This window comes from Kitasatospora sp. NPDC127116 (genome assembly GCF_042677365.1).
In the GTDB taxonomy this organism is placed as follows: domain Bacteria; phylum Actinomycetota; class Actinomycetes; order Streptomycetales; family Streptomycetaceae; genus Kitasatospora; species Kitasatospora lactacystinica.
This window is the reverse complement of sequence record NZ_JBHXTL010000022.1, coordinates 1-23,722: the sequence shown is the minus strand read 5'-3', so window position 1 is coordinate 23,722 and position 23,722 is coordinate 1. Positions and strand designations below refer to the sequence as shown.

The window sequence follows — 23,722 nt, the reverse complement described above, 5'->3', positions numbered from 1 at the left end:
GGTCCGACCGTGGACGACCCCCGCCCAGCAGGCGGCGCCGCGCCGGTCACGGGCCGGCCTGGTGACACAGTTCGTCCTGCAGTTCCTCTACCTCCCGCTGGGACTCCTGCTCGTGATCGGCTGGACGGTCCTGGCGTTCTGGGGAGGCTCCGTCGGCGGCGGCGGCGGTCCCGATGCCGCCGACCTGGCCGACACCCTGGCGGGGCTGTCGGCAGCCGGGATCTCCTGGCGCCGCCTGCGCGTCGAGTGGAACGGCAGGCCCGAGGAGTGGGAGCGGTTCACCGACGAGCTCCTGCGGAACCGTTTCGCCGCCGCCGAGCGGACCAGCGGCTGGAGACCGGCCGAGCTGCCGCCAAGCGGCGTGCGCCGGGCCGTCACGGGTCTCGAACGCCACCACTACCGTGGGCTGACCCCGCTGCGGGTCGAGGAGCTGGCCGGGCGGCACGACTGGTCGACGGACTGGGCGAAGAGCAGGGCGGTGCAGGGACAACTGCACTTCTACCGCCTCCTGCCACCTCCCGTGCCGACCGGTGTGCCCGATCCGTCCGGACCACCGCCCGAGCCCGGAACACCGTGGGGCCCGATGCGCTGCCGGGTGGTGGTTCCCCTGCTCACCCTCGTGCTCGTGCCGAGGGTGAGCCTCCTGGAGCTGCGCCGCAGCCCGAACGCCTACGTGCGCCATCTGCGGAAACACCTGCGGAAACGTTTCCGGGCCGAGCTGGCGCGCGAACGCAGCAGGAACCACTACCGCTTCGACGGGACGGGCCGGGTCCTGCGCCGGGTCGCCGTCCGGGCCCGGCACTACCGGGGCGCGGGCGCCGCAGCCGTCCTGCGGGTGGCGGCCGAACAGGGCTGGAAGCTCGACCACTCGTTCCCCACCGACCCTCGGCACACCGTTCACCTCTGCCTCCCGGACGGCGGCCGCCACCCCGGGCACTGACGCCGCACACGGGTGCCAGGCCCGCTTCGTCCGCGACTGCCCGGCGCACCGGTCGGCGTGTCGTCAGGCAACCGGCCCAACTGCGCGCGCGTCCGCCCCGTCGGGCTGGTGAGCTGTGCCGGGAGTCCGCGACCCGACCGGTCTCCCCGACGGACCGAGGGAGGACCCCGTGCCGGACACGCCGACGTCGTACACCGACCTGCGCGCCCTGGTGATCAACTGCACCCTCAAGCGCTCCCCCGAACGCAGCCACACCCAGGGCCTGATCGACGTCAGCACCGGCATCCTGGAACGCCAGGGCGTCGCGGTCGACGTCCTGCGGGCGGTGGACATCGACATCGCCACGGGCGTCTGGCCGGACATGACCGAGCACGGCTGGGAGACCGACGAGTGGCCGGTGATCTACTCCCAGGTGATGGCCGCCGACATCCTCACGCTGGCCGGGCCCGTCTGGCTGGGCGACAACTCCTCCGTCATGAAGAAGGTGATCGAGCGGCTCTACGCCTGCTCGTCGATCCTCAACTCCGAGGGCCAGTACGCCTACTACGGCCGGGTCGGCGGCTGCCTGATCACCGGCAACGAGGACGGCGCCAAGCACTGCGCGATGAACGTCCTCTACAGCCTCCAGCACCTGGGCTACACCGTCCCGCCCCAGGCCGACGCCGGCTGGGTCGGCGAGGCGGGCCCCGGCCCGTCCTACCTGGACGAGGGCTCCGGTGGCCCGGAGAACGACTTCACCAACCGCAACACCACCTTCATGACCTGGAACCAGCTCCACCTGGCCCGCATCCTCAAGGACGCCGGCGGCATCCCCGCCCACGGCAACCAGCGCTCCGAGTGGGACGCCGGCTGCCGCTTCGACTTCGAGAACCCCGAGCACCGCTGAGCCGTCGGCCGTCCGCGTGAGGGGGCTGGCACGGCCGGCAGTGGATGTTCGTCATCGAGGGCCTTCCCTGCGTTCTCCTGGCCTTCGTCGTCCTCAAGTACCTCCCGGACGGCCCGGCCACGGCCCGTGGCCGACCGCCAAGGAGGCGGCGCTGGTCGGCGAGGCGGCGACTCGCGAGCAGCAGGACGGTGCCAGGGCCGCCGGGACCAGCTGCGGTTCCCTGCTGACGGTGCTGCGCGACAAGCAGATGCCCATCGCGATCTTCGCCGACTGGATGCATCAGGTGGCGCTCTACTCCGTCGTCCACTTCCTGCCCGGCATGACCGGTGGCTTCGTCGGCTCCTACGACATGGGCTGGGCCGAGGAGAGCACCGGCAACCACCTGGCCGGCCTGTGGATCTCCGTCGTGCTGCTGGCCCTCGGCGCGCGGCGGCCGCCACCTGCCTGCGGTTCTCGCCCGAGGACGAACGGGGCAACGAGAGCTGACCCCTTTCCCGGGCCGGCCGACCGGCCCGGGAACCGGCCCCGCAGCCGGTCGCGCCGGGGGCACGGACGGCAGGTGGCGCCGGCGCCGACTCCGCCGACCGGCACCCCCGGCGACGGCCGGGCCGAGGTCCGCACCGGCCCGGAGGTCCCGGCGGTGAAACCGGCGAACGATCAGGCCACCACCGGCCGCCCTGCACTGCGCCAGCTCCGCACTTGCGGGCCGGCCTGCCGCCAGGCCCTCTCTCGCGGATCGCCCTCGGACCCATGTCCGGGGCATCGGCCGATCCCGGCCCCGACGAGACCGATCCGCCAGGAACCGGCTCGATCAGGTGATCCGGCAGCGAACTCCTCAGTGTCTCCCCTGATCGGGGCGGCCACCGAAGTCATGACACCCCGTGGTGCGGCGGTGGCCGGTCAGGAGCTGATCACCTCCAGGACGGGATGGAAGGCGGTGTGGCTGCGGGCGTCGAGGTTGACGGCGAGGCCGACGGTGGCGAGGGGCTGGAAGAGGGCCAGGGCGAGGGAGGGGTTGTCCGGGGTGACGGCGGAGGTGACGTCGAGGGGGATCCAGTCGGGAGTGGTGGAGATCCGGCCGGTGCCGAGGGGTTGGGCCAGGGCGGGGGCGTTGGCCCAGGTGACGGCGAGTTCGGTCCAGGGGGTGGGGGCGGTGGTGAAGGCCTGGAGGGTGGCGAGGGTGCCGCCGGAGTCGGCGACCGCGCCGTGGACCCAGAGGACGGCGCGGCGGACGGTGCCGGGGACGGCGGTGGTGTCGAAGGTGAAGAGGGCGCGGCGGCTGAAGCCGCTGTCGGTGGTGCCGGTGTTCTTGACCGTCAGGGTGGTGGCGGTGCCGTAGTTGGTGGTGGCGTAGGAGCCGTCGCGGACGAAGCTGTCCTGAGTGGGGTCGAGCAGGGTCGCGGTGGCGGTCGCCGGGGCACCGGAGGCGGTGGTGAGGGTGATGGTGCGGCCGGCGCCCTGGGTGCCGCCGAGTTCCACCAGGAGGGTGACCGTGCCCTCGGTGGAGAGCACGCTGACGCCTTCGGCGGCCGCGGTGGGGCGGCCCGTGCCGGCGAGGGTGACCGTGACGGTGGCGGCCCGGCGGGACGGGTCGGCGACGGTGACGGTGCGGGTGCTGCCGGTGTCGCGGACCAGCACCGAGCAGGGGGCGGAGGCGGTGAGCGGCCCGGCCGTGCCGGCTGCGAAGAAGTTGGCGGCCGTCACACCCGAGGCGGAGTCGGATATCGCCTGGACCGTACGGGAGTTGGCGAGGGTGGTGACTGTGGGGGCGGCCGCCCGGGCCGCGGTGGCCGCGGCGGTCGCGCCGGGCAGCAGCTGGTACTCGTACCCGGCGTCGGTGGGGTCGGTGCCGTGGTCGAACCAGAGGGTGAGGTAGCGGCGGGTGAGCTGCTCGGTGGAGCCGTTGGTGTTGATGTCGTGCCAGCTGCCGGTGCGGGCCTCGCGCTTCGCCTGGAGGGTGTTGCCGGCGGGCAGGACGTAGCCGCCGAAGCCCGCGACGGCGACGGCGCGGGCGCCGTCGAAGCGCTGGGACCAGCCGAGGGTGGTGGGCTGGGCGGCGCCGTCCACGGTGAGGGCGTGGGTGCCTGCGGGGCCGAGGTTGCGGTTGTCGACGACGGTCTCCACCGGGGTGCCGTCGGTGCAGCCGATGCCCGCGCCGAGACAGACCACCGAATCGTCCAGCAGGAACCAGGACTTGCGTCCGGTCAGGGTGGAGGAGAGGCCGCGCAGGTCCTGGCCGACGGCGGCGTAGGTGCCGTCGGTGGCGCCGCCGGCCCAGGTGGAGTCCGGGCGGGGTGCGCCCCAGGCGCCGCCGGCGGCGTCGGCGAGCGGCTTGGCCGAGACGGTGGTGCCGGGGAGGCGGTACGGGTCCACGGTGGGCCAGAAGGCGTCCGAGTACTGGCCGTTGCCGGAGGTGGCACCCCACCAGGAGAGCATGCCGTTGTTGGTGTGCCAGCCGCGCAGGTGCTCGCCGTTGCCGGTCTCGTAGAAGGCGGTGCGGGCGGAGCAGAGGCTGAGCGAGGCGGCCCAGCCGGAGCGGCGGACCACGGCGCGGTCCATTGCGAACACCCGGGCGCCGAGCGGCTCGGGGGAGGCGGCGGTGGCGGAGTTCAGGAGCGCCTGGGCGCGGGCGAGCTCGGGGACGTCGAGGTAGGCGTTGGAGAGGTAGGGGAGGTAGTAGTCACGGGTGAGCCAGCCCTTCACGGCGGAGCGCCAGGCGGCGGACTGGGCGGCCGGGGCGGCACCGGAGTCGGCGAGGCGGAGGATGTGGCCGATCAGGGTGTGGCCCCGGGTGTGGTCGTCCTGCTGGAGCTGGAACTGGTCGCCGCTCTGGCGGCCCCGGCTGACGGCCCGCCCGCTGACGGAGTCCATCACCAGGCCGTTGTAGAGGAAGGGCGCGTAGGCGTCGGTGACGGCGTCGAAGACGTTCTGCCGGGACGGGTCGGAGATCTGCCAGGCGGAACCGGCCAGCAGGGCGAAGAGCCTGCTCAGGCCGCCGAGCAGCACCTCGCCGTAGGAACCGGTGTACGGCACCCAGGTGTGCTGCACGAAGGAGCCGTCGGCGTACAGGCCGTCGCCGGTCAGTACGTACGGGAAGACCGGGGAGAGCGCGGTGGTGGCGGTGGTGAGCTTGGCGGAGGCGCGACCCAGCACGCCGCGCAGGGCCAGGACGCGGCAGAGGTCCACCCGGTTGCCGCCCGTGCTGGTGCCGGTGTAGCTCGACACCTGGGAGTCGGGGACCTGGCGGTCCACGGCGGCGAGCAGGGCGGAGAGCCGGGTGGGCGTCAGGAGGTCGTGGACCAGGACGCAGATGTCGAGGAGGGCCTGCGGGGTGCCGATCTGCCAGTCCCACCAGTTGCCGTAGGCGGTGGCCGTGGGGGTGTAGGCGCCGGTGGTGGTGTTGAGGTGGTTCAGGCCGGTGGTGATCGCGGTGGCGAGGGTCTGGTCACCGGTCAGACCGGTGCCGGGCTGCGCCCAGGCCATGGCCATGGTGCGCAGGCGGGTGTGGGAGGCGGTGACGTTCGCCGAGTTGGTGCCCAGGGGGAGGTCCGGCCAGAGGGAGGTGGAGGCCGGGGCCATGGCCTGGAGCTGGGTGCGGGCCCGGTCGCCCAGGGCGGCGAGGGTGGTGGCGTAGGGGGCGGTTGCCGGGTCGAAGCCGGTGCCGGTGAGCAGGTCGCGCCAGCGGAGGCGGAGGGTGTCGTAGGCGTCGGCCGCGGCCGTGGCGGGGGTGGGGAGGGCGCCGAGCGTGAGGGCGGTGGTACCGATGGCGGCGAGTTGCAGCAGGCGGCGGCGGGAGAGCAGGGCGGGGTTCGGTGCGGCGGGCACGAGGGGAGGTCCTCCCTGGAGGTGGGGGCCGGGCGGGACGACGGTAAGCGCTTTCCCGAAGGGCCGTCAACGGGAGGGGAGGAGACCGGGAGGGAGCGTGGCAGGAGACCGGTGATCGCTTACCGGGCAGAGGAGGCCGGCTGGGGCAGGGGCACGCCTCCCGAACGGGGTCGGACTACCGTCGGTTCGCGGCCGTCGCCCGCCCGCGCAGGGAGACCCCGAAGCGTGTACGGAGCCGGTGCACCTCCCACCAGGCCACCGCCGTCACCGTCGCGGGTCCGCCGACCACGGCGCACAGCTGGACGGGCGGCGGGCCGGGCGGCAGGCCGCCGAACAGCAGCCCGATCCCGGCGAGCTCCCAGACCACGATGCCGGTGAGGATGGGCGGGAACGTCGCGTGCACCCGGTCCATGGTGAATGCCGTACGGGCCACCGTCGGTGAGGCGAAGGCCACGAACATCAGCACCCAGATCGGCGCCGTCATGACCAGCAGGTCGAACAGCGGCCCGAGGAACAGGCCCTGGACCGACCCCCGCGCCTGCGAGGCCAGCCACAGCAGAGCCGGAACCGCCGTGCACGCGCCCACGTACTTCAGGGCCATCAGCACCGCAGGCCGCACCTGCGCCCGCATGGCCGGTCGGGCGGCCGGCCCGGCGAGCCGGAACAGGACCCCGACCACCACCGGCGTGGTCACCAGCACCAGCACTGGCGTGACCGCCAGCCGGACCTCGAACTGCTCGTCGAGCCGGCCCCAGTCGTCCGACGACCCGTACACCACGAGGACCCAGAACGCCGCCGCGAGCGCCAGCCACCCCCGGATCCGCTGCACCCGCAGCACCGCCTCGTCGGTGATCCCCGGCGGCCCCGGCACCGCGAACACCCGCCGCGCCTGCCGCCGCGCCGTCCTGGCCATCGGGTAGAGCCCCAGGAGCACCAGCAACGGCCACAGGCAGAACATCAGCGGCACCAGGACCCAGCCCCCGACCGTCCGCCGCACGGGCGCCAGCACCTCCCGCAGGGTCGGCCACTCCTCGCCCCGGAACCGCTGCCACAGCGGGACACCACCCGGCTGCTGCGGTTGGTGGGACCCCTCCCGGTAGGGGGCCCGCCGCAGGTGCTCCTGATCTCCGTACCTCACGCCGAGTTCCTCACGCGCGCTGTGCCCGTCCGCCGACACATGATCAATCCGTCAGCGCCGCACCCTACTGCTGCCCGCCGCGGCCTCACCCACCCGGCCCCGGCTCAACCGAGACGATCCAGGTCAGTTCGCAGCCGGTGCCGTCGGTCGTGCGGGCAGCTGTCCACTGCGGTACGAGAGTCCGCGGATCACCAGGTGACCGGCAACGCCTGCAGGCCGCGGAAGACCAGTTCCGGCACGTAGGCGAGCTCGGACTCGTCAACGGCGAGGCGCAGTCCCGGATACCGTTTCACCACGGAGCCGATCGCCACCCGCATCTCCCGGCGGGCCAGTATCGCGCCGAGGCAGAAGTGCGGCCCGTGCCCGAAGGCGAGGTGCGCTGCCGGTCCTTCGCGCGTGATGTCGAAGCGGCCGGGATCCGGGTACACGCCGGGGTCGCGGTTGGCCGCGACGATGACCGGCAACACCGGTGCGCCCGCCCCCAGTTCGACGCCCTCCAGATCGACGGGCTCGGTCGTGACGCGGACCTCGGCCGAGGTGAAGAGCCTGCTGTAGCGCAGTAGTTCGTCGACCGCCGGTCCGATCAGGTCCGGTGACGACCGCAGCAGCGCGAGTTGGTCCGGGTGGCGCAGCAGGGTCAGGAACGAGTTGCCCAGCTGGTTGACGGTCGTCTCGTGGCCGGCGATCAGCAGGCCTTCGAGGTTGGCCAGCAGCTCGGGTTCGGTGAGGTGGTCGCCCTCGTCGTTGGCGGCGACCATCGCCGAGATCAGCCCGTTGTCCGGCTGCGCCCGCTTCTGACGCACCAGATCGGCGAGCCAGTCCTGCATCTCGCCCTGTGCGGCCCGCAGTTCGTCCGGAGTGATGTTCGTGACGAACAGCCGCCTGGTCCACCTGCGGATGGCCTCCGCCTCGGAGTAGGGCACGCCGAGCAGCTCGCAGATGACCATCAACGGCAGTGGAGCGCAGAGGCCTGCCACAAGATCCGCGGTTGGATCGAGGGAGTCGAGCAGGGAGTCCGCGATGGACTGCACGCGTGGTTCGAGCTGATCGACCATGCGCGGGCTGAACGCCTGCGACATCAGTTTGCGCAGGCGGGCGTGGCGCTCGCCGTCCAGGCTGGAGACCAGTAGCGGGTCGGCGGCGACGGACAGTTTCAGCGGGCTGCCCGGAAGTGTGGCCGCCTCCCGGCTGAACCGGCTGTCGCTCAGAACCTGGCGCACCGCCTTGTAGGAAAGGGCGAGCCAGACGTCCGCCGTACCCATCGACGCGAGGACGACCGGAGCCTTCGCGAGCAGGGCCTCGGCTTCGGGCTCGTTGTCGAGGTGGTGCGGTGTGGTGAGGGGAAACGTGGCTCGCATCGCTGCCTCCTGACTGGATGTCACCAGGTCCGGGCGCCGGGTGCCGGGCGCGAACGGCCGGGGCCGATGCACGGATCGGTGACAGCTGGGTTGTGTGCCGCCGGGGGGCGGTGGCGCTTCGCGATCGTCTCGACGTCGAGGGGGTCGAACGGTTCGGTCGGAGCCGTCGGTGGCGCCGGTGGTCGGTTCGCTCGATCCGGGTGGTGATCGCCGTGCGGAGGTCTTCCCGCGTGGGCGGATGGCGGTCGAGGACGTTCTTCTGCGCGAGTGCGAAGGGGATTCTAGGGCGTTGTCACCGGCGGCGTCGACGGTGCCCGTGAACCCGGCCCGGTCGTGGCGGTTCGGGGTGTGGACGAACTACTGTGACCGAACCGGCAGGTTCACCGGCAGATTCGCCGGCGGGTCCGCCGGCGGACACTGTGGCGGGCCGTCGTCAGGAATCGGCGCGTTTCATGGGGCACGGGACGGATTTCGCCACGGCGCCTTGGTCGTGCAGGCATATGACGTTGTGATGTGCCTCGTTTGAGACAGCCTCCGCATGGCCTATGGCGACGGCGTGATGTTGCTGCCATGCTCGTCTGCGCGGCGGGGCGATCATCGCCCCGGCCCCCACGCTCAGCTCACCAGTGCATCTTCCTCGGAGAGCGTCGCCGGCGCTGTCGCTTTCGAGGGACCGCTCCACTGATCCAGGCGCCCGAAGCGCCGTCGAGTCCGGGTTCGGATACCACCGGGCCGCCGGGCTGCCCGCTCGCTCGATGCTCCGGCCGCCGGCGCGGCCGGAGCCGCACCATCGGGACTGCTACGGAAACACCCCCCCTGCCTTCCTTCATTCCACGGCTCACGAGGTGTCGATGTGATGCGTTTCCCCTTGGATTCGGACGCTGATCGTGTCGCTGTCATCGGAATGGCGGGCAGGCTGCCGAAAGCCCCGGATCCGGAGGCGTTCTGGCGACTGCTGTGCGACGGGTCCGACGCGATCACCGCGCCGCCCGCGGGCCGGCAGGGCGTACGGCACGGCGGCTACCTGGACCGGGTGGACGGCTTCGACGCCGCGTTCTTCGGTGTGTCCCCCCGTGAGGCCGCCGGCATGGACCCGCAGCAGCGGCTCATGCTCGAACTCGCCTGGGAGGCCCTGGAGGACGCCCGGATCGTGCCGGGCACGCTGACGGGCAGTCCGACGGGGGTGTTCGTCGGCTCGATGTGGGAGGACTACACGTCGCTGGCCTACCCCGGTCACATCACGCCGCACACGCTGACCGGCACCAGCCGGGGCGTCATCGCCAACCGCGTCTCGCACTTCCTCGGTGTGCGCGGACCGAGCATGACGGTCGACACGGCCCAGTCGTCGGCGCTGGTCGCGGTGCATCTGGCGGTCGAGAGCCTGCGCCGCGGCGAGTCGGCGCTCGCCCTGGCCGGCGGGGTGAACCTCAACCTGACCGCCGCCCGAGAGGAGGGAGCGGCGGAGTTCGGCGGTCTGTCCCCGGACGACCGCTGCTTCACCTTCGACGCCCGGGCCAACGGCTTCGTCCGCGGCGAGGGCGGCGCCTTCCTCGTCCTGAAACCGCTGGGTCGGGCCCTGGCCGACGGGGACCGCGTCTACGGTGTCGTCCGGGGCAGCGCGGTCAACAACGACGGCGCCACACGGAGCCTGACCGTGCCCAGCGCGCAGGCCCAGGAACAGGTCATCCGCGAGGCACTGGCCCGCGCCGGCGTGCGTCCCGCGGATGTGCAGTACGTGGAGCTGCACGGCACCGGCACCGCTGTCGGCGACCCCGTCGAGGCCGCCGCCCTCGCGGCGGCCTACCGCGACCCGGCCGGGTCCGGCGACGCCGACGGCGCCCTGCGGGTCGGATCCGCCAAGACGAACGTCGGCCACCTGGAAGGCGCCGCGGGCATCGTCGGTCTGCTCAAGGCCGTCCTCAGCGTGTACCACCGCGCACTGCCGCCGAGCCTGAACCACGAAACCCCCAACCCCGGCATCCCTCTCGACGCACTGGCGCTGCGGGTCCAGACCGCTCTGACCCCCTGGCCGCGGCCGGACGCGCCCCTGCTCGCCGGCGTGTCGTCGTTCGGTATGGGCGGCACCAACGCGCACGTGATCGTCGAGCAGGCGCCCGATGCGGCCGCGCCGCCGGCCCGGCGGCCCGCCCCCGAGGCCCGGCCGGCGCCGTGGATCGTCACGGCGCGGACCAAGCAGGCGCTGCGAGCGCAGATCGAGCGCCTGCGCGAGCACGTGCGCAGCCACCCGGACCTGACCGGCGCCGAGGTCGCGCACGCGCTGGCCACCACCAGAACCCGCTTCGCGCACCGCGCGGTCCTGCTCGACTCCGTCCAGGCCGCCGCCGGCCGGGCCGGCACCCCGGGCCGTACCGTCTTCGTGTTCCCCGGCCAGGGTGCGCAGTGGGTCGGCATGGGCCGGGAGCTGTACGCCGCGTACCCCGTCTTCCGGGCCGCTATGGACGAGTGCGCCCAGGCCCTGGCCCCGTACACCGACTGGTCCCTGGCCGATGTCCTGGACGGCGCTCCGCTCGACCGGGTGGACGTCGTGCAGCCCGCCCTGTTCGCGGTGATGGTGTCCCTGGCGGCACTGTGGCGCTCCTTCGGTGTCGAGCCCGACGCGGTGGTCGGGCACTCGCAGGGCGAGATCGCCGCGGCCTACGTCGCGGGCGCGCTGTCGCTGTCCGACGCGGCCCGGATCGTGGCACTGCGCAGCCGCGCGCTGGTGGCGCTGACCGGCCGGGGCGGCATGGTGTCCGTGGCCCTGTCCGCCGAGCGGGCCGAGGACCACGTGTCGCGCTGGGGCGGCGCGCTGACGGTCGCCGTGGTCAACGCCACCGGCTCGGTCGTGGTGTCCGGCGACACGCAGGCCCTGTCCGAACTGGTCGAGTCCTGCGCGGCGGACGGTGTCCGCGCACGCGTCGTCCCGGTGGACTACGCCTCCCATTCCGCGCACGTCGAGGCGATCCGCGAGCGGCTGCTCACCGAACTGGACGGTGTGCGGCCGCGGCAGGGCACCATCCCGTACTACTCCGCGGTCACCGGTGGCCTCCTCGACGACACCACGGAGCTCGACGCCGGCTACTGGTACCGCAACGTGCGCGAGCCGGTCCGCTTCGACCTGGCCACCGCCGCACTGCTGGCGGACGGGCACGACGTCGTGGTCGAGGTCAGCCCGCACCCGGTGCTGCTGCCCGCCCTCGAACAGACCCTGGAACAGGCCCGCGAGCGGACCGGCGTGCCCGGCGTCGCCACCGGCACGCTGGGCCGTGACCGGGGCGGGCCGGACGTCTTCCTGACCGCGCTGTCCCGGCTGTTCGTGGCCGGCGTGCCGGTCGACTGGTCCCCGGCCGTCGCCGGGGCCGCGCCGGTCGACCTGCCCACGTACGCCTTCCAACGCCGTTCGTACTGGCTGCCCGAAGCGACAGCCCGGCAGAGCGGACGGACCCCGGCCGCCCCGGGGACGCACGCCGCGGAGACCGCCGCGCCCGGCCGGCCGGACGGCGGCCCGGAGACCCGCGACACCGACGCGGGCGGCAGGGACACGGGCGGCACGGACACCGGCGACCCCGAGTCGGGCAGCACGGTCGACGCGGCCGCCGTGGTCACCGAGCAGATCGCGCTCGTGCTGGGCCACGAGAACCCCGCGGACATCGATCCCGCGCTCACCTTCAAGGACCTCGGCTTCGACTCGGTCACCGGGCTCGAACTGCGCAACCGCCTGGCCGGCGCCCTGGACCGGCAACTGCCCTCCGGTCTCGTCTTCGACCACCCGACGCCCGCGGAACTGATCGACTGGCTGCGCACCGGCCCCGGCGACCGGCCGGCCTCCGCCGCCCAGGCCGCCCCCGCCGCCGCGGCCGCCCACGACGACCCGGTCGTCATCGTGGGGATGGGCTGCCGCCTCCCCGGCGGGGTGGCCTCGCCGGACGACCTGTGGCGGCTCGTCGCTGAGGGCGTGGACGCGATCGGCGACTTCCCGGACGACCGCGGCTGGGACCTGGGCGGCCTGTACGACCCGGACCTGCGCGGCCCGGGCACCACGTACACCAACCGGGGCGGGTTCCTGGACGCGGTGGCCGGCTTCGACGCTCCGTTCTTCGGCATCTCGCCCCGCGAGGCGCTCGCCATGGACCCGCAGCAGCGGCTCGTGCTGGAGACGGCCTGGGAGACGTTCGAGCACGCCGGAATCGACCCGGCCTCGCTGCGCGGCGGCCACACCGGCGTGTTCACCGGCGTCTGGTCGTCCGGCTACGCGACCGGGCCGGGCCTGCCGGAGGACCTGGAGGGCTACCTGTTCACCGGCGTCGCGACCAGCGTCACGTCCGGCCGGGTCGCCTACCACCTCGGGCTGCGCGGTCCGGCGCTGTCCGTGGACACCGCCTGCTCGTCCTCCCTGGTCGCCGTCCACCTGGCCGCCCAGGCCCTGCGCGCGGGCGAGTGCTCGCTGGCGCTCGCCGGCGGCGTCACGATCATGGCGACACCGCTGGGCTTCACCGAGTTCTCCCGCCAGCACGGCCTCGCGGCGGACGGCCGCAGCAAGCCCTTCGCCGCCGCGGCCGACGGCACCAGCTGGGCCGAGGGCGCGGGTGTCGTGCTGCTGGAACGTCTGTCGGACGCCCGCCGCAACGGCCACCGGGTGCTGGCGGTCGTCCGGGGCTCGGCGGTGAACCAGGACGGCGCGTCCAACGGGTTGACCGCGCCGAACGGTCCGTCGCAGGAGCGGGTGATCCGTCAGGCGTTGGCGAACGCCGGGTTGGAGCCCTCCGAGGTGGACGCGGTGGAGGCCCACGGCACCGGCACCGCCCTCGGCGATCCCATCGAGGCGCAGGCGCTGCTGGCGACGTACGGTCAGGGGCGGGTGGAGCCGTTGTGGCTGGGGTCGGTGAAGTCGAACATCGGCCACACCCAGGCCGCCGCCGGCGTCGCGGGCCTGATCAAGATGGTCATGGCGATGCGGCACGGCGAACTGCCTCGGACCCTGCACGTGGACGCCCCCTCCCCGCACGTCGACTGGGCCTCCGGCGGCGTCCGGCTGCTGACCGAGGCCCGGCCGTGGCCGGAGCACGAGCACCCGCGCCGCGCGGGCATCTCGGCCTTCGGCATCAGCGGCACCAACGCCCACCTCATTGTCGAGCAGAGCAGCATCGAGCAGTCCTCCGACCCGGACCCCGGCCACCTTCCCGAACCCGCCGACCGGGCCGCCCCCACCGCCTGGCTGCTGTCCGCGAAGACCGACGCCGCGCTGCGCGCCCAGGCCGAGCGGCTGCACGCGTACGCGACCGCCCACCCCGACGTCCCGGCCGCCGCGATCAGCCGCGCACTGGCCGCCCGCACCCGGTTCGAGCACCGGGCCGCGGTGGTCGGCGCCGACCGGGACGACCTGCTGTCCGGCCTGGCCGCGCTCCCGCCGGGACTGCCGGGACTGCTGGGACTGCTGGGCGTGCCTGGCCTGCCTGCCCGTACCGGCGGGACCGTGTTCGTCTTCCCCGGACAGGGGGCGCAGTGGGCGGGCATGGGCCGTGACCTGTACGAGCAGTCCGAGGTCTTCCGCGCCGGCATCGACGCCTGCGCCGCCGCCCTGGCCCCGTACACCGACTGGTCGCTGGTCGACGAACTGCGCCACGGCTCGCTGGACCGCGTCGACGTGGTGCAGCCGGCCCTGTTCGCCGTCATGGTGGCGCTGGCCGACCTGTGGCGGTCCTACGGCGTGCAGCCGGACGCCGTGGTCGGCCACTCCCAGGCGGAGATCGCCGCCGCGTACGTCGCCGGCGCGCTGTCGCTGGGCGACGCCGCCAAGGTCGTGGCGTTGCGGTCCAGGGCGCTGGCCGTCATCGCCGGCCGGGGCGGCATGGTGTCCCTCGCGCTGTCCGTCGAACAGGCCGCCGGCTACCTGGCCCGCTGGGGCGAGCGGCTGACCACCGCCGTGGTGAACGGACCCGCGGCGGTCGTGGTGTCCGGCGGCCTCGACGTGCTGGACGAACTGCTGGCGGCCTGCGAGGCCGACGGCATCCGTGCCCGCCGCCTGCCCGTCGACTACGCCGCCCACTCCGCGCAGGTCGAGGCGATCCGCGAGCAACTGCTCACCGAACTGGCCGGGATCGAGCCGAGAACCGCGGACGTCCCCTTCTACTCCACCGTCACCGCGGAACCCGTCGACACCTCCGCCCTCGATGCCGGCTACTGGTACCGCAACCTCCGCGAACCCGTACGGTTCGACCTGGCCACCGCCCGGCTCACCGCCGACGGCCACGACCTGTTCCTGGAGGTCAGCCCGCACCCCGTGCTGGTGCCCGCGCTGGATGTCGCCGCCACCGGAACACTGCGCCGCGACCACGGCGGCCTCACCGAATTCCTCGCCGCGGCGGGACGCCTCTACGCCGCCGGAGCCGACGTCGACTGGAAGCCGGTGCTGCCCCGCACCGCACCCGGGGCGGACCTGCCCACGTACGCCTTCCAGCGCGAGCCCTACTGGGTGACCGCGACCCCGCCGGTGCCCCGTGACGACTGGCGGTACGAGGTGGCATGGACGCCGACGAGCGGTACCGCGGCCCCGGTGGACCCGGATCGCTGGCTCGTCCTGGCCACGACCGGGCACCCGTGGGCCGAGGCCCTGCGCGAACGGGGCTTCGCGGTGGCCGACACCTGGGATGCGGCCGACACCTGGGACGTGGCCGGCACCGGGGACGCCCGGCCCGGGCCGGACGGTGTGCTGTCGCTGCTGGCGCTGGACGAGGAGCCGCACCCCGACCACCCGGTGCTCCCGGCGGGCCTGGTCCGCACCCTGGACCTGGTCCGCACCCTGGACCCGGTGCGCAGCCCGGACCCGGTGCGCAGCCCGGACCCGGTGAGGACGGCGGCCGTCCCGCTGTGGTGCGCGACCAGCGGCGCCGTGAGCACCTCGGGCACCGACCCGGTCACCAGCCCGGCCCAGGCCCTGGCGTGGGGCACCGGCGCGTCCGCGGCGCTGGAGTTCCCGCACGGCTGGGGCGGCCTGGTCGACCTTCCCGCCGTGCCCGACGAGGAGAGCGTGAACGCGCTGCTCGTCGTGCTCGCCGGCACGGGCGAGGACCAGGTGGCGATCCGCGGCACCCGGCGCTTCGCCAAGCGGCTGCGCCGCAAGGCCTCATCGGGCCCGGCCGCGCGGCCCTGGCGGCCGCGGGGCACGATGCTGGTCACCGGCGGCACCGGCGCGCTCGGCGGTCATCTGGCCCGCCGCCTCGCGCGGCAGCGCGCGGAGCACATCGTGCTGGCCTCCCGCCGCGGCCCCGACGCACCCGGCGCGGCCGGCCTGCGCGACGAACTGGAGGCAGCCGGGGCGCGGGTGACCGTGGCGGCGTGCGACGTGGCCGACCGGGACGCCCTGCGGGACCTCGTCGCGCGCGTCGGCGGCATCCGCGCGGTCTTCCACACCGCCGGCGTGATCAGGGCGACCAGGCTGGCCGACACGACACCGGCGGAGTTCGCCGAGGTCGTCACGGCCAAGGTCGCCGGGGCGGCGAACCTGGCGGAACTCCTGCCCGACCTCGACGCCTTCGTCCTGTTCTCCTCCACCGCGGGCGTGTGGGGCGACGGCCACGGCGCGGCCTACGCCGCCGGCAACGCCTTCCTCGACGCCCTGGCCGCACAGCACCGGGCCCAGGGCCGCGCCACGACCTCCGTCGCGTGGGGCATCTGGGCCGAAGGCGGCATGGCGGACCTGGAGCCCGTGCGGCACCAGCGCGCCCTGCTCGGCCTCGGCGAACTGGACCCGGGCCGGGCACTCGACGCGCTGCAGGACGTCCTCGACCACGACGAGGCCCTCGCGGTCGTCACCGAGGCCGACTGGGAACAGTTCGCCCGCGCCTACACCCACGCGCGGCCGAGCCGGCTGCTGCGGGACCTGCCCGAGGCCCACAGCCGGCCGCAGGCCCCCCGACCCGTGCCCCCCGCCGGCGGCACCGACCTGCTGGAGCTGATCACCACCCACGTCGCCGGGGTGCTGGGACACGCCACCCCCGAGCGGCTCGACCCCCGGCGGGCGTTCAAGGACCTGGGCTTCGACTCACTGACCGCGGTGGAACTGCGCAACCGCCTGACCGCCGCGCTCGGGACGCAGCTGCCCGCCACCCTCGTCTTCGACCACCCCACCCCGGCGCGGCTGGCCGCCCACCTGTCCGGCGGGTCCGGCGAGCAGGACGCGCCGCGGGCCCCGGCCCCGGCCGCGACGGACGAGCCGATCGCGGTCATCGGCATGGGCTGCCGCTACCCCGGAGGCGTCGGCACCCCCGAGGACCTGTGGCGGCTGGTCGCGGACGGCGTGGACGCGGTCGGCGACTTCCCGGCCGACCGGGGATGGGACATCGACCGCCTGTACGACCCGACGGGAAGCCGCCCCCGCACGTCGAGCACGTCCCAGGGCGGCTTCCTCGACGCCGCCGGAGACTTCGACGCGGCGTTCTTCGGGATATCGCCCCGCGAGGCGCTCGCCATGGACCCGCAGCAGCGCATCCTGCTGGAGACCGCGTGGGAGACCATCGAGTACGCCGGTATCGACCCGACCGCGCTGGAGGGCACACCCACCGGCGTGTTCACCGGCATGTGGTCCACCGGCTACGCCGCCGGGCCGGTCCCCGACGACCTGGAGGGCTACCAGGTCACCGGCACCGCGTCGAGCGTGGGGTCCGGCCGGCTGGCGTACCAGCTGGGCCTGCTCGGCCCGGCACTGTCCCTGGACACCGGCTGCTCGTCGTCCCTGGTGGCCCTGCACCTGGCCGCCCAGGCGCTGCGCTCGGGAGAATGCTCCTTGGCCCTGGCCGGCGGCGTCACCGTCAACGCGGCACCCACGCTGTTCACCGAGATGTCCCGGCAGGGGGCGAGCGCGCCCGACGGCCGCAGCAAGTCCTTCGCCGCCGCGGCCGACGGGGCGGGCTGGGCCGAGGGCGCGGGCCTGCTGCTGCTGGAACGCCTGTCCGACGCCCGCCGCAACGGCCACGAGGTGCTGGCGGTCGTCCGGGGCTCTGCCACCAACCAGGACGGCGCCTCCAACGGCCTGACCGCGCCGAACGGCCCCTCCCAGGAGCGGGTGATCCGTCAGGCCCTCGCCAATGCCGGGTTGGAGCCGTCCGAGGTGGACGCGGTGGAGGCCCACGGTACGGGGACGACGCTCGGTGATCCCATCGAGGCGCAGGCGCTGCTGGCGACGTACGGCCGGGACCGGGTGGAGCCGTTGTGGCTGGGGTCGGTGAAGTCGAACATCGGCCACACCCAGGCGGCGGCCGGCGCGGCCGGCCTGATCAAGATGGTCATGGCGATGCGGCACGGCGAACTGCCTCGGACCCTCCACGTGGACGCGCCCACCCCGCACGTCGACTGGGCCTCCGGCGCGGTCCGGCTGCTCACCGAACCGGTCGTCTGGCCCGGGACCGGGCGGCCACGGCGGGCCGCCGTCTCCGCCTTCGGCATCAGCGGCACCAACGCCCACGTCATTATCGAGCAGAGCATCCCCGAACAGCCCGCCGAGGCCGACTCCGCCGCACCCTCCCCCCGGGGCCGCGCGGACGACCAGGTCCTCTGGCCGCTGTCGGCCCGGTCCGAGGCGGCGTTGCGGGAGCAGGCGCGCCGGCTGGGCGCCTTCACCGCCGCGCATCCCGAGGTGAGCCCGGCGGCGGTCGGGGGCGCTCTGGCCGCCCGCGCCGTGTTCGAGCACCGGGCCGTGGTGGTGGGCACCGCCGCGGCCCTGGACGCCCTGGCCGAGGGCGGCACGGCGCCGGGTCTGGTCACCGGGACCGCCCGCCCGGTGGGTCGGTCGGTGTTTGTGTTTCCGGGGCAGGGTGCGCAGTGGGTGGGGATGGGCGGGGAGTTGTACGGCTCGGAGCCGGTGTTCCGGGAGGCGATCGATGCGTGTGACGCGGCGTTGGCACCGTACACCGACTGGTCGTTGGTCGAGGTGCTGACCGGCGGTGGTTCGCTGGAGCGGGTGGATGTGGTGCAGCCCGCGCTGTTCGCGGTGATGGTGGCGCTGGCGGAGTTGTGGCGTGCCCATGGTGTGGAGCCTGATGCCGTCGTCGGGCATTCGCAGGGGGAGATCGCGGCGGCGTACGTGGCGGGGGCGTTGTCGTTGGACGACGCCGCCAGGGTGGTCGCCCTGCGCAGCAAGGCCCTGGTCGCCCTGGCCGGACACGGCGGCATGGTCTCGGTCGCGCTGTCCGCGGACGACGCCGCCGGCTACCTGAGCCCCTGGGACGACCGGATCACCGTCGCGGTGGTCAACTCCGCCTCGACCGTCGTCGTGTCCGGCGAACCCGGGGCCCTGGACGAACTGCTGGCAGCCTGCGCCAGGGACGGCATACGCGCCCGCGCCATCCCCGTCGACTACGCCGCCCACTCGGCGCAGGTCGAGGCGATCCGCGAGCAACTGCTCACCGAACTGGCCGACATCACGCCCCGCTCGGCGGCGATCCCGTTCTACTCCACGGTCACCGGCGAGCCGGTCGACACCTCAGCCCTCGACGCCGATTACTGGTACCGCAACCTCCGCGAACCCGTACGGTTCGACCTGGCCACCGCCCGGCTCACCGCCGACGGCCACGAGGTGTTCGTGGAAGTCAGCCCGCACCCGGTGCTGGTGCAGGACCTGGACGGCGTGGCGACCGGCACCCTGCGCCGCGACCACGGCGCCGTCGGGGAATTCCACACCGCCCTGGCCCGCCTCCACGTCCAGGGCGTCGCCGTGACCTGGCCGCACGACCGCCCGCACGGCGTCAGGCTGCCGCGCTACCCCTTCCAGCGCAGCACCTACTGGCTCACCCCCGCGGCCGGCGACCACGCCACCGGGCACCCGCTGGCGGGCACCACGGTCGAACTGCCCGACGGGACCACCGTGCACAGTGGGCGCGTCTCCACCCGCACCCACCCCTGGCTGGCCGACCACGCCGTCGACGGCACGGTCCTGCTGCCGGGCACCGCCTTCCTCGAACTCGCCACCCTGGCCGGCGGGACCCTCGACGACCTCGTCCTGCACCTGCCCCTCGCGCTCTCCGACGCACCCACGGACATCCAGGTCTCGGTCGGCGCCCCGGACGACGCCGGCCGCCGACCGGTCACCGTGCACGCCAGGGGCGGCGACGGCTGGGTCCGCCACGCGTCCGGAACCCTCGGCGGCCAGGTGACGGCCGGTCGCCCCGACTGGCCCGCGAGGAACGCCGAACCCGTGGACCCCGAAGGGTTCTACGCCTACCTCGCCGGACTCGGATACCAGTACGGACCCGCGTTCCGGGGCGTGCGGGAGTTGTGGCGGGGCGAGGACGAACTGTACGCCGAGGTGTCCGTCCCCGACGGCGCCCGCTTCGGCATCCACCCCGCGCTCCTGGACGCCGCACTCCAGCCGCTGATCCTGCTCAGCCCCGACACCCGGGTCCGGCTGCCGTTCTCCTTCTCCGGCGTCGCCGTGCACACCACCGGTGTGTCGTCCGCCCGGGTCCACCTGGCCCGCACGGGCACCGGCACCTACCGCGCGACCCTGACCGACCTGTCCGGCAACCCGGTCGCGGACATCACCGCGCTGACCGTCCGTCCGGCCGCCGAGGCCCGGGCCACGGTGCTGCACACCCGGTGGGTACCCCTCATCGCGGGCCCACCGACCGAGGTGGTGCCGAGCCCGGTACTCGCCGCGGAAGCCGACGCGGACTCCGTGCACGCCCTCGTCCAGCGGGCCCGCGCGCTCGTCCAGGACTTCCTGGCCGGGCAGCCGGAGCGGGCGGCCGCACGCCTGGCCGTCCTGACCCGCGGCGTGGCCGGCGCGGCCGTACGCGGCCTGGTCCGCAGCGCCGCCGCCGAGCACCCCGGCCGGTTCGTCCTGGTCGACATGGGCGACGCGTCCGAGGAGGACGCGGTCCTGGCCGCCATGACGGCCGGCGACGAACCCGAACTGGCCCTGCGCCGGGAAGGCGTCCTGGTGCCGCGGCAGGCCAGGTACGCGCCGGAACCGACCGCCCCCGACGGCGCGTACCGGCTGAGCGAGTCCGGCAGCGGGCAACTGGACGACCTGGCCCTGCTGCCCCGGCAGGAGGCCGCGCTGGAACCCGGACAGGTACGGGTCGCCGTACGCGCGGCCGGCCTGAACTTCCGCGACGTGCTCATCACCCTCGGCATGTACCCGGACCGGCCCCCGTTGGGCGGCGAAGGGGCCGGCACCGTCATCGAGGTCGGCCCCGGCGTCACGGCCTGGCGGCCCGGCGACCGCGTCACGGGAATGATGCCCGGCGCCTTCGGGCCGCGCACGGTCGCCGACCACCGGCTCCTGACGGCGATCCCCGAGGGCTGGAGCTTCACCGAGGCGGCGTCGGTGCCCATCGCGTTCACCACCGCCTGGTACGGGCTGTTCGACCTCGGCGAACTACGCCCCGGCGACCGGGTCCTGGTCCACTCCGGCGCGGGCGGTGTGGGCATGGCCGCCATCCGGTTGGCCCTGAACAGCGGCGCGGAGGTCTTCGCCACCGCGAGCCCCGCCAAGTGGGACACCCTGCGGCGCCTCGGACTGGCGGACGACCACATCGGTTCGTCCCGCGACACCCGGTTCGCCGAGCGGTTCCCGGCCATGGACGTCGTCCTCAACTCGCTCGCGGGAGAACTCACCGACGCCTCCTTGCGGCTGCTCGCCGACGGCGGACGGTTCGTCGAGCTGGGCAGGACGGACATCCGCTCACCCGAGGGCCTGATCTACCGGGCCTTCGACCTCAACGACGTCGACCCCGCGCGGCAGGGCGACATCCTCTCCAAGGTCGTGGCGATGGTCGCCGACGGGACACTGGAGCCGCTGCCGGTCACCGCTGCGGACCTCCGCCAGGCCGTCGCCTCCTTCCGGCTGATGAGCCAGGCCCGCCACACCGGCAAGATCGTCCTCACCGTCCCCCGGCCGATCGACCCCGACGGCACCGTGCTGATCACCGGCGGCACCGGCACCCTCGGCCGGGCCGTCGCCCGGCACCTGGTGTCCCGCTACGGGGTACGGCACCTGCTGCTCGTCAGCCGCGGCGGCGGCGCGGTGCCGCACCTGGAGCCGCAAGGGGACGTCGACGTGCGGGTCGTGGCCTGTGACGTCGCGGACCGGGACGCGCTGGCGGCCGTACTGGACTCGATCCCGGCCGCGCACCCGCTCACCGCCGTCGTCCACGCGGCCGGCGTGCTCGACGACACCGTGGTGGAACGGCTGACCGCAGAGCAGCTCGACCAGGTGCTGCGTCCCAAGGTCGACGGCGCCTGGAACCTGCACGAGCTGACCCGCGAGCACCACCTCGCCGCCTTCGTGCTGTTCTCCGCGGCCGCGGGTGTACTCGGCAACGCCGGCCAGGCCGGCTACGCGGCCGCGAACTCCTACCTCGACGCGTTCGCCGCACACCGGCAGACCCTCGGACTGCCCGCCGTGTCGATGGCCTGGGGCTACTGGGAGCAGGAGAGCGGCATGACCGCCCACCTCACCGCGGCCGACCGCCAACGCCTCGCCCGCCAGGGCATCCGCCCCATCAGCACCGAACGCGCCCTGGCCATGTTCGACACCGCGCTGGCTTCCGGACGTCCCGCGCTGACCACGGCCGACCTCTCGATGCCGCAGACCCTGCCGACGCCGAAGGCCCCCGCGTCGGACCTGCTGTCCCTGGTCGCCGCCCACACCGCCACCGTCCTCGGCCACTCCGACGCCGCCGCGATCACCCCCGGACTCGCCTTCCGCGACCTCGGCTTCGATTCCCTGACCTCCGTGGAACTGCGCAACCGCCTCGCCGGCGCCACCGGCCTGCGGCTGCCCGCGACCCTCGTCTTCGACCACCCCACCCCGGCCGACCTTGCCGACCACCTCACGGCCGAACTCTCCGGTGCGGCAAAGGGTGTGGTGTCGGTGGTGCCGGCCGGGGTTCCGGTGTCGGCTGATCCGGTGGTGATCGTGGGCATGGGGTGCCGGTTGCCGGGTGGAGTGGGGTCGCCGGAGGACTTGTGGGATCTGGTGGCCGGTGGGGTCGACGCGGTGGGGGAGTTCCCGTCGGATCGCGGGTGGGATGTGGGTCGTCTCTATGATCCGGCGGGTGGTCCCGGGACGTCGTATACGCGGTCGGGTGGTTTCCTCGCGGACGCGGCGGGGTTCGATGCCGATTTCTTCGGGATCTCGCCGCGTGAGGCGTTGGCGATGGATCCGCAGCAGCGGGTGCTGCTGGAGACCGCGTGGGAGACGTTCGAGGACGCGGGGATCGATCCGACGTCGTTGCGGGGCAGCCGGACGGGCGTGTTCACCGGCATCTGGTCCTCCGGCTACGTCGGCAGCCCCGACCAGGCACCGCCCGACACCGAGGGCTACCTCGCCACCGGCATCTCGCCGAGCATCACCTCCGGCCGGGTCTCGTACCTGCTGGGCCTCCAGGGCCAGGCCGTGTCCGTCGACTCCGCCTGCTCCTCGTCACTGATGGCGATCCACCTCGCCGCGCAGGCACTGCGCTCGGGGGAGTGCACACTCGCCCTGGCCGGCGGGGTGACCGTGAGCGTGACCCCCCTCCAGTTCACGGAGTTCTCCCGCCAGCGCGCCCTGGCCCCCGACGGCCGGTGCAAGCCCTTCTCGTCGACGGCCGACGGTACGGCGTGGGGTGAGGGTGCGGGGCTGGTGCTGCTGGAGCGGTTGTCGGACGCCCGTCGCAACGGGCACCGGGTGCTGGCGGTGGTGCGGGGTTCGGCGGTCAATCAGGACGGCGCGTCCAACGGGTTGACCGCGCCCAACGGCCTCTCCCAGGAGCGGGTGATCCGGCAGGCTCTCGCCAATGCCGGGTTGGAGCCGTCCGAGGTGGACGCGGTGGAGGCGCACGGTACGGGGACGACGCTCGGTGACCCCATCGAGGCGCAGGCGCTGCTGGCGACCTACGGCCGGGACCGGGTGGAGCCGTTGTGGCTGGGGTCGGTGAAGTCGAACATCGGCCACACCCAGGCGGCGGCCGGCGCGGCCGGCCTGATCAAGATGGTCATGGCGATGCGGCACGCCGAACTGCCGCCGACGCTGCACGTCCAGGAGCCCACGCCGCACGTCGAGTGGGACACCGGTGACATCCGGCTGCTGACCGAGGCCCGGCCGTGGCCGGAGACGGGGCGGCCCCGCCGCGCGGGCATCTCGGCCTTCGGGGCCAGCGGCACCAACGCCCACGTCGTCATCGAACAGTTCCTGGAAGAAACCCCCGAACAACCCGCCGCGGACGACTCCGCGGAGCCCACCGTATGGCTGCTGTCCGGCAAGACGGACGACGCCCTCCGCGCCCAGGCCCGACGGCTCGCGGACCACCTCACCGCCCACCCCGGACTCCGGTCGGCCGCGATAGGCCGGGCCCTCGCCACCACCCGCACCATGCTCGCCCACCGGGCGGCCCTGGCGGGCAGCACCCGGACCGACCTCATGGCGGAACTGGCCGCCCTCGCCGACGGAGACCCCCGCGTCATCACGGGGGTGGCCGGTTCGCCGGGTCGGTCGGTGTTCGTGTTCCCGGGGCAGGGGGCGCAGTGGGTGGGTATGGGTGGGGAGTTGTACGGCTCGGAGCCGGTGTTCCGGGAGGCGATCGTTGCGTGTGGGG

At 74.0% G+C, this 23,722-nt stretch carries 6 protein-coding genes; 3 read left to right on the top strand and 3 right to left on the bottom strand.

The window, feature by feature from the left end; translation table 11 throughout:
* The first annotated feature begins 61 nt into the window (after positions 1 to 61).
* A complete protein-coding gene (locus ACFVHV_RS12095; RefSeq protein ID WP_380350934.1) occupies positions 62 to 940 on the top strand; it encodes a hypothetical protein in 879 nt (292 codons plus the stop codon).
* Positions 941 to 1,109: 169 nt separating this feature from the next.
* Positions 1,110 to 1,826 (top strand): flavodoxin family protein, encoded by a 717-nt coding sequence (locus ACFVHV_RS12090; RefSeq protein WP_380350932.1) that lies wholly within the window; start codon positions 1,110 to 1,112, stop codon positions 1,824 to 1,826.
* A gap of 900 nt (positions 1,827 to 2,726) precedes the next feature.
* Here the strand turns inward: ACFVHV_RS12090 and ACFVHV_RS12085 are convergent.
* The 3 genes from ACFVHV_RS12085 to ACFVHV_RS12075 all read right to left on the bottom strand — a co-directional run bounded on the left by ACFVHV_RS12085 (position 2,727) and on the right by ACFVHV_RS12075 (position 8,147).
* Positions 2,727 to 5,651, bottom strand: coding sequence for a polysaccharide lyase family 8 super-sandwich domain-containing protein (locus ACFVHV_RS12085; protein WP_380350931.1), 2,925 nt, complete (start codon positions 5,649 to 5,651; stop codon positions 2,727 to 2,729).
* A 175-nt stretch (positions 5,652 to 5,826) separates the two neighbouring features.
* Positions 5,827 to 6,789 carry a hypothetical protein gene (locus tag ACFVHV_RS12080; RefSeq protein ID WP_380350929.1) on the bottom strand — a complete coding sequence of 321 codons (963 nt, stop codon included), beginning with the start codon at positions 6,787 to 6,789 and terminating at the stop codon, positions 5,827 to 5,829.
* Between the two features lie 188 nt (positions 6,790 to 6,977).
* Positions 6,978 to 8,147, bottom strand: a complete 1,170-nt coding sequence (locus tag ACFVHV_RS12075; protein ID WP_380350927.1) for a cytochrome P450 — start codon at positions 8,145 to 8,147, stop codon at positions 6,978 to 6,980.
* Positions 8,148 to 9,051: 904 nt separating this feature from the next.
* Here ACFVHV_RS12075 and ACFVHV_RS12070 point away from each other — a divergent pair.
* On the top strand, positions 9,052 to 23,722 hold a 14,671-nt coding region (locus ACFVHV_RS12070; RefSeq protein WP_380350925.1), incomplete at its 3' end, for an SDR family NAD(P)-dependent oxidoreductase.